The sequence below is a fragment of the Spirulina sp. CCY15215 genome, from assembly GCF_016888125.1.
Taxonomy (GTDB): domain Bacteria; phylum Cyanobacteriota; class Cyanobacteriia; order Cyanobacteriales; family Spirulinaceae; genus CCY15215.
The window spans coordinates 1-6,980 of the sequence record NZ_JACSWA010000413.1 but is presented as its reverse complement, the minus strand read 5'-3'; the positions used below and the strand labels follow the sequence as shown (position 1 = coordinate 6,980).

The following is a 6,980-nucleotide window of genomic DNA, read 5'->3' as shown; positions in this document are numbered from 1 at the left end:
AAAGTCTGAAACTATTCAATTGTCAAGGTTCTGGCAACTTTGTACGAACCTCCCGGGATTTCGACCCCGCTAGGGGTTCGTACAAAAATCAAACATGGGTAAAATATAGCACGGCAAAAAACATCTCATGCAGGCTCGTAAAAAAACTACAAAATAATTGTTTCTTCTTTATGTTGAGAAAATATCAAAAATTAAGGTAAGGAGTGCGATCGCGTAGCGTGTCCGGAGAACAACGATCTTGCTTGCCAACTCAATAAATTGGAAGTCGTCTCTTCCAGTGCATCCTACAATAGAAAGCGAACAAGAACGAATAAGTTTTTTCATCACTCATGGACAGGTTTTTTTTGCTCAAACCATTCAATCACTATGGAGATATTTTTTTACTCCTCGGTGTAGCGCGGCTGGTAGAAGATATTTTGCGTCAATTGGGACAAATGGGGGGAATCCGAATGTTTGATCGCGCTACCCATTACGAACTCCAACTCAATCGCCCTCTCGATCTCGAAGGAGTCAAAGCACTAACTTACATCCATCCTTTTTACCCCGTGCGAGGAGCAAAAACACCGTGGGACAAAATGCCCGAAGAATCCAGCGAGATCGCGTTCAATACCGTGACTCACAGCGAACGGCGCAAGGTCTATCGAGAGGCACTTTATCACAGTAAGGGAAAATTGGGCAATGAAGAATCTGCCCCCACACCCCCCGATCCGCGCACCCAAAACGGGGTTTTTCTCACCTCCCAACGCTGCGATCGCAATCATAACGGCCTTTGGTTGGCAAGTTGGCAGCGACAGGAACATTACGGCTGTTTGGTTGCGGCAATTTTACAGGCACTCGATCGCCCGCGATTGCTTTTCCCGACAGAGGAAATTGCCCAAACTTTTCAGCAATGGACGGGAGAAACCTTACCCCGACCCGTGAGTTCGGTGAAAATTTATCTGCCCAATGCCGTACAAGGAGTCAACCGCACCAAAGCAGATAATAATAAAGTGGACTCGCAAAAAACCGATTGGTTAACCTTGTGGGCGATCGCCAGTGGCTTCTTTGAATGCGCTCTCTCGGAACGGGTTAAAGTGGCAGAAGGAACCTACGATTGGCGGGTAGTAGCAGCAAACCCGAAGGACATTTCCCTCTCCGCCTACCGTCAAGTTCTCGATCGCCTGCGTCGATACAATCCACCGGGAGGGGGTCATGGTGCGGCGAGGTTCGATTGCGAAACCATTCTCAAACTGTGCTTGGAATTGTTAGATTACCACACCAGTCGCCTTAATCAGGGGGGAGGTGAGGAATTCAGATTTCTGTTTGTTCCCCCTCCCGAAGCGATCGGGGAACTGGTAGGGACGCATTTTAACAGTAAGGGTCAAGTCTACGGCGTGAAAGAGTTATTTGCTGTGGGTTTGCCGGGTTGGATTCGACCGCAAGCCCCAGAAGAATGCAGCGAGTATCGTACCGTCATAGAAGAACACTTGCAAGTTTTGCGAGGACTGACAGCAGAAGACGGTCATAGTGAATTACTGGCACTCTATCGAGATTTCGTCACAGGTCACAGCGTGCATTCCTTTTTCCCCTTTGCCGTTCATTATGCTGATTTTGTCGTTGCGCGATTGGCGAATCCTCGAACTCCTCCCCCTCGTTTATTTTCCTCTGATGGATTAAATCTCATGGTTAAACAAGATACCGCTATCTGCGAAATCGTTCGCGATCCGAGTTTTATTCGTATTGCCAAAGCCATCAATCAAGCTACCGTCCATGCTGGCAAGATCCGCACTAAAGATGGTGAAATTGATTTAGATTGGCAGCGTCAATACGGTCTTGCCCAAGAATTAAGCGCCCGAGCCAATTCTAAGATTGAATTTGCCAGCGCGATCTCGGATTTCCTTGGCAAATATGCCCACGAAAATATGCGCTTGCAAGAACATTACTTGAAAACAGGGCGATCGCTCAAACGAGTCCAACCCACGACAGCAGACCTAGATCGCTTGATGGAACTCCTCGACACCCACAACGCCACCCTCGTAGCGAATTTACTCATTGCTTACGGTTATGCCCGTTGGAAAAGTAAGGATGAGAGTACCCAAGGGACTGAAGATAATCCCGACACGACGGACGAATCCCTCGATAACTGATAACTGATAACTGATAACTGAAATAACAAACGATGCAAATTTACTCAATTTCTTTAAGTGGTGTGCTATCGCTGCAACTCCACGCCCTCAATAATGAAGGTAGCGAGGGCAATCAAACCCTGACCCGACGCTATTATATTGTCCGAGATGGGGACTCCGAACCCGAACTGGTGAATGGTATTTCTGGGGATATGCTGAAACACATTCAAGCCGGACACCTGCATCGGATCGCCCTTGCCGATGCCCTCTCCCTTTCTGAAGGTGCGTCCCGCTTCGATCCCGATCGCGTTGGTTACGATATCGATCGCGCCAATTCTCCCTTTTTCGATGGGGGAGAGAAGGAACTGGGGGCGAAAATTGCTAAGATTTTGCAACGTTGTGCCGTCAGTGACCTCGAAGGATTTATGATAACGGAGAAGAAAGGACAAACCCTCAAACGCGATTCGACTGTAGAGTTTGGCACCATTGTCGGCATTCCCGATCGCGTTAAAACCCAGAGTTATTTTCATGCCAAATATGGGGCGGAAAATCCCGTCCCCTATAACGTTCAAGTCAGTTCCGGTGCTTATGCAACCGTCGCCCATCTCGAAGCCTTCCGCATTGGTTACAACCCGCACCAATTCAATTACAGCATTGATGCAACGGAACGAAAAAAACGTCTCGATGCCCTCTTAAAAAGCGTCCTGTACGCCTACTTGCAATCCAACGGCGCAAAACGCAACACCTGTTTACCTCATCCTAACGGGTTTTTCGGGATTTTGAGTGCGACAACGGGGCGCTGTCCGGCACCGATGGTCAGTCCGCTTGATAGGGATTTTCGCGATCGCATCTATAACTTATCGGAGACTCTCAATCGCATTCATAACAGCGAAATCGTCCATTTATTTCCCTTTGAGAACGTGGCGGAGTTTGCCAATTGTATCGAACGTCTCATGGAATTGGCGGAACCTTGGGAGGAAAGCGAATGAACTATCTTTGCGTTGCCTACGATCCCGTCAGTTTATTTTCCTTGAAACGTTCCGATGCCACCAGCATGGCCGCACGTTCCAATTTAGTTCCCACGCCCTACGCGATCAAGATGGCACTGTTGCGGGTTTGGATTGAATGTTATGCCCGACAGTCTGAACCCTTAGAACGGCAAATTCGCGCACCCTTTCAGCGCATCCGCGACCTACACATCAAAATTTTGCCCCCCCATCGCATTACCGTCAACCGCAACGGTTACAAACTCCGCTATTATAACCAAACCGAGGATAAAATCAATAAAACCCACCGATCGCTCCCCTTACAAGGCGGTTTCGTTTTCCGGGAATGGCTGTATTATCAGGGCAGTTTGCAAATTTGCTGTCAAAGTGAGGAAGCGATCGCAGATCTGGCGGATTCCTTCGCTCTGATTAACTATTTTGGCAAACGGGGTTGTTTCTTTCAATATTTGCCCGATCGCGTGACTTATAGCCCACAACCGCCGGAATGGTGGCAATGTGCCTCTGATGCTGCCCTCGTGCAGCCGATGGACGATCTGGGAAGCAAAACCACCTTTAAGAAGATCGACCCCTTCAGCACGCAACGCGCTAAACTGGGAAGCGATCGCATCGTTCCCCAACAGTTTCTTCCTTTACGTCTGGTTGCCTCTGGCGCTCGTTACGATCTCTACGAAAGAACGGGGTTTTGTGAATAATAAGTGATAACTGAAATGACAATTAACGGTCTTAGTTTAACATTATTATCTGCTTCTCATCAAGGAGAAATCCCAGAACTCTCGGAATGGCTGCCGGAAGTTTCCGTGCGCCCGATTCCCATCCCGACAGTTTGCGATCGCGGTGTGGTGAAAGTCCTGTTGGCATTGCCCCAATGCGAGGATTACCCGGAACTTTTACGGGGGACAATGGCAGGCATTGCCGCCACCAATGCGGCGGTACGCTGGCAGGAAAAAACGTATAATGTGGCGGGCATTGAAAGCGATCGCGATGACCTCCATACCCTTTCCCTCACTTTTCATGCGGATGAAGTCTTTCCCAAAAGCACGGATTTTTCTCGCGCTTTTCATGCAACGGTTCTCGATTGGTTTAGAACTGCCGATCCCGTGCTTTCCGAAACCTTACACAAAGCCGATCCGATGCCTCTCCGCCTGAATTATCGCACGGGAAATCGCGGTAAAACATTGCAACTTTACATTTCTCTATTGCGGGGGGATATTCTCGCTTCGTTTTTGTGGGGCGCGGGAAAAAGTTTAGGGAAAAGATGTACGTTTGTAAAAACCGATTGTTATCTCGATCCCCAACTCAAGATTATTCAAGCAACAACGTGGGAAACCCTTGCCGCAACTGAATCAACCGCCAGTATTGCCTTTAATTTTCATACCCCTACCAGTTTTAAGCAAGATGGAAACATTCAGCCGTTTTTATGGCCTCAGTTGGTGTTTGGCAGTTTATTAAGGCGCTGGAATGTCCTTGCACCGGAGTCCCTACACTTACCCATTATCACCGATTGGTCAGTACGAACAGCAGCTTACGATCTGAAAACCGAGGCGATTTATTTCAATAAAGCCTATCAAATCGGTGCGACGGGATGGGTACGTTATGAGTTTCCAGACCCGGAACAAGCCGCAATCGCTTCGGTTTTGGCTGCTTATGCTCCTTTCTCTGGCATCGGACGCAAAACTGCACAGGGAATGGGTTGCGTGTCTTTGCGTCCAGTCCCTCGCAAATCGGGATGATTCTACTCAGTCTTTAGGGATTTATACGTCTCACTATAAAAAAATCTCAATCTAGGGAGCTTTTTTTAGTCTAGTGAGCGAGACTTTCCCACTACCACCATATCCAATGATATTGATATGCCTGAATTACTACTTTACGCGCTGAATGCGTGGGAATACTGTCCCCGCCGATTTTATTTGGAATACGTCCTCGGGGAAAATCGGGAAAACGAACATATCCTACTGGGTCAATACCTCCACGAGAATATTAACGAACCGGGAGAAGCGGTGGAAGGCAATAAGTTCATTCGCCGCCAGCAATGGGTTTGGAGCGATCGCCTCGGCATTCGTGGCATTATCGATGCAGTGGAAGAAATTGACGGACAGTTGATTCCTTTGGAATACAAAAAGGGAAAAATGGCGCGACATCTCAACGACCATTTTCAACTATGTGCGGCGGCATTGTGTCTCGAAGAACGCACGGGACAGGAGATTCCCTACGGTGAGATTTTTTATCACGGCAACCGACGGCGACAGCGCGTTGAGTTTACCCCAGCATTGCACCAAGCAACCGAGGACGCGATCGCCGCATCCCATCAAGCCGTTGATTCTCCCATCCCCCCTCCCATCGACCACCCCAAAAAATGTCAAGCCTGTAGTCTCGTTTCCATTTGCCTCCCTCGAGAAGTGCGACATCTCCGCACCTGTCCTCCTGCTTTAACTGATAACTGAAAAATGCCTATTCTCTATCTCCTCCAACCCAAAGCCGTTTTAAGCAAGAAACAAGAAGCCTTCAAAGTCGCGATTGGGCAAGAAGATGGCTCTTGGAGTAAGCGCGTGGTTCCGGCGCAAACCATCGAACAAATCGTTCTCATGGGTCATCCCACAGTTACGGGAGAAGCCCTAACTTATGCCCTCGATCTAGGTATTTCCGTTCATTACCTTTCCATCTTTGGGAAATATCTCGGCTCGGCTTTACCGGGTTATTCTCGTAACGGTCGCTTGCGTTTGGCACAATATGCCCTGTATTGCAATGAGAGCGATCGCTTAAATTGTATCAAACCCATTGTTCGCACGAAAATTCGCAATCAAGCAGCGATTATTAGCCGACGTGAGGGAAATGCTAAATCTCTGAAAACCTACGCCAAGCAGGTCAAGACAATGGATTCTCTTGATCGCTTGCGAGGCATTGAAGGGATTGCCGCACGGGACTATTTTGCCAGTTTGGGGGAACTCTTCGATCCGGTTTGGAACTTTAATGGACGCAACCGCCGACCCCCAGCCGATCCGGTGAATGCGTTGTTGAGCTTTGGTTACAGCCTTTTACAAGTCCAAGTGACTGCCGCCGTCCATCTGGCAGGGTTGGATCCTTATGTGGGTTTTCTTCATGAACCCAATCGCGGCCAACCTGCTTTAGTCTTGGATTTGATGGAGGAGTTTCGCCCATTGGTTGCCGATCGTTTGGCGTTATCGCTCATTCATCTCAAGACCCTCAAACCCGAGAATTTTTCGACTTCTCTCGGTTCCTGTCGGCTGTCGGACTCGGCGCGGAAAGATTTTCTGAAGGCTTTTGAGGACAAGATGAATGAGGAATTTTCCCATCCTGTCTTTCAATATCGCTGTACTTATCGGCGAGCAATCGAGTTACAAGCAAGGTTATTTGCCCGACATTTGCTTGAGGACATTCCCTATCAACCTTTATATTTACGTTGAATTCTGATGAGCGATCTGTTCTATCTCGTTGTCTACGATATTCCCAGTACGAAGAAGGGAAATAAGCGCCGAAAGCGATTGTCCGATCTCTTGGAAGGTTACGGTACGCGGACACAATACAGTGTTTTTGAATGTTTTCTCAATGCGAAACAATTTGTCCAACTCCAGCACGGCATTGAAATAACAATTTTGCCTGCGGAGGATTCGATCCGTATCTATGTCTTGGATGCAGGGGCATTGCGGCGTACTATTGTCTACGGTTCGGAGTTTCCCCGTAAAGAAGAAACAATTATTTTGTAGTTTTTTTACGAGCCTGCATGAGATGTTTTTTGCCGTGCTATATTTTACTCATGTTTGATTTTTGTACGAACCCCTAGCGGGGTCGAAATCCCGGGAGGTTCGTACAAAGTTGCCAGAACCTTGACAATTGAATAGTTTCAGACTTT

At 48.1% G+C, this 6,980-nt stretch carries 7 protein-coding genes; all 7 read left to right on the top strand.

The genetic code is table 11. The annotated features are described in order from the left end of the window. Positions 1 to 329 precede the first annotated feature (329 nt). The 7 genes from JUI58_RS11815 to cas2 all read left to right on the top strand — a co-directional run bounded on the left by JUI58_RS11815 (position 330) and on the right by cas2 (position 6,834). On the top strand, positions 330 to 2,126 hold the full coding sequence (locus JUI58_RS11815; RefSeq protein ID WP_204103990.1) for a hypothetical protein: 1,797 nt from the start codon (positions 330 to 332) through the stop codon (positions 2,124 to 2,126). Between the two features lie 32 nt (positions 2,127 to 2,158). After that, positions 2,159 to 3,094 (top strand): DevR family CRISPR-associated autoregulator, encoded by a 936-nt coding sequence (locus tag JUI58_RS11810; protein WP_204103989.1) that lies wholly within the window; start codon positions 2,159 to 2,161, stop codon positions 3,092 to 3,094. Then, the gene (locus JUI58_RS11805; protein WP_204103988.1) at positions 3,091 to 3,804 is read left to right on the top strand and encodes a hypothetical protein; all 714 of its coding nucleotides are present in this window, start codon (positions 3,091 to 3,093) and stop codon (positions 3,802 to 3,804) included. The genes JUI58_RS11810 and JUI58_RS11805 overlap by 4 nt, the downstream gene beginning before the upstream one ends. A 15-nt stretch (positions 3,805 to 3,819) precedes the next feature. Further along, the gene (cas6, locus tag JUI58_RS11800; protein ID WP_204103987.1) at positions 3,820 to 4,842 is read left to right on the top strand and encodes a CRISPR system precrRNA processing endoribonuclease RAMP protein Cas6; all 1,023 of its coding nucleotides are present in this window, start codon (positions 3,820 to 3,822) and stop codon (positions 4,840 to 4,842) included. Between the two features lie 117 nt (positions 4,843 to 4,959). Further along, positions 4,960 to 5,553: a CRISPR-associated protein Cas4 gene (cas4, locus tag JUI58_RS11795; protein WP_204103986.1), complete on the top strand. Its 594-nt coding sequence runs from the start codon at positions 4,960 to 4,962 to the stop codon at positions 5,551 to 5,553. A 3-nt stretch (positions 5,554 to 5,556) separates the two neighbouring features. Next, positions 5,557 to 6,534, top strand: coding sequence for a type I-D CRISPR-associated endonuclease Cas1d (gene cas1d, locus JUI58_RS11790; protein ID WP_204103985.1), 978 nt, complete (start codon positions 5,557 to 5,559; stop codon positions 6,532 to 6,534). 6 nt (positions 6,535 to 6,540) lie between these two features. After that, complete coding sequence (gene cas2 / locus JUI58_RS11785; RefSeq protein WP_204103984.1) at positions 6,541 to 6,834, top strand: CRISPR-associated endonuclease Cas2; 294 nt, start codon at positions 6,541 to 6,543, stop codon at positions 6,832 to 6,834. Positions 6,835 to 6,980: the final 146 nt, after the last annotated feature.

What these genes read in the sequence shown, in the direction of transcription:
- JUI58_RS11815 (WP_204103990.1), top strand. Translation starts at nt 330, where the DNA reads ATGGACAGGTTTTTTTTGCTCAAACCATTCAATCACTATGGAGATATT.
- JUI58_RS11810 (WP_204103989.1), top strand. Translation starts at nt 2,159, where the DNA reads ATGCAAATTTACTCAATTTCTTTAAGTGGTGTGCTATCGCTGCAACTC.
- JUI58_RS11805 (WP_204103988.1), top strand. Translation starts at nt 3,091, where the DNA reads ATGAACTATCTTTGCGTTGCCTACGATCCCGTCAGTTTATTTTCCTTG.
- cas6 (WP_204103987.1), top strand. Translation starts at nt 3,820, where the DNA reads ATGACAATTAACGGTCTTAGTTTAACATTATTATCTGCTTCTCATCAA.
- cas4 (WP_204103986.1), top strand. Translation starts at nt 4,960, where the DNA reads ATGCCTGAATTACTACTTTACGCGCTGAATGCGTGGGAATACTGTCCC.
- cas1d (WP_204103985.1), top strand. Translation starts at nt 5,557, where the DNA reads ATGCCTATTCTCTATCTCCTCCAACCCAAAGCCGTTTTAAGCAAGAAA.
- cas2 (WP_204103984.1), top strand. Translation starts at nt 6,541, where the DNA reads ATGAGCGATCTGTTCTATCTCGTTGTCTACGATATTCCCAGTACGAAG.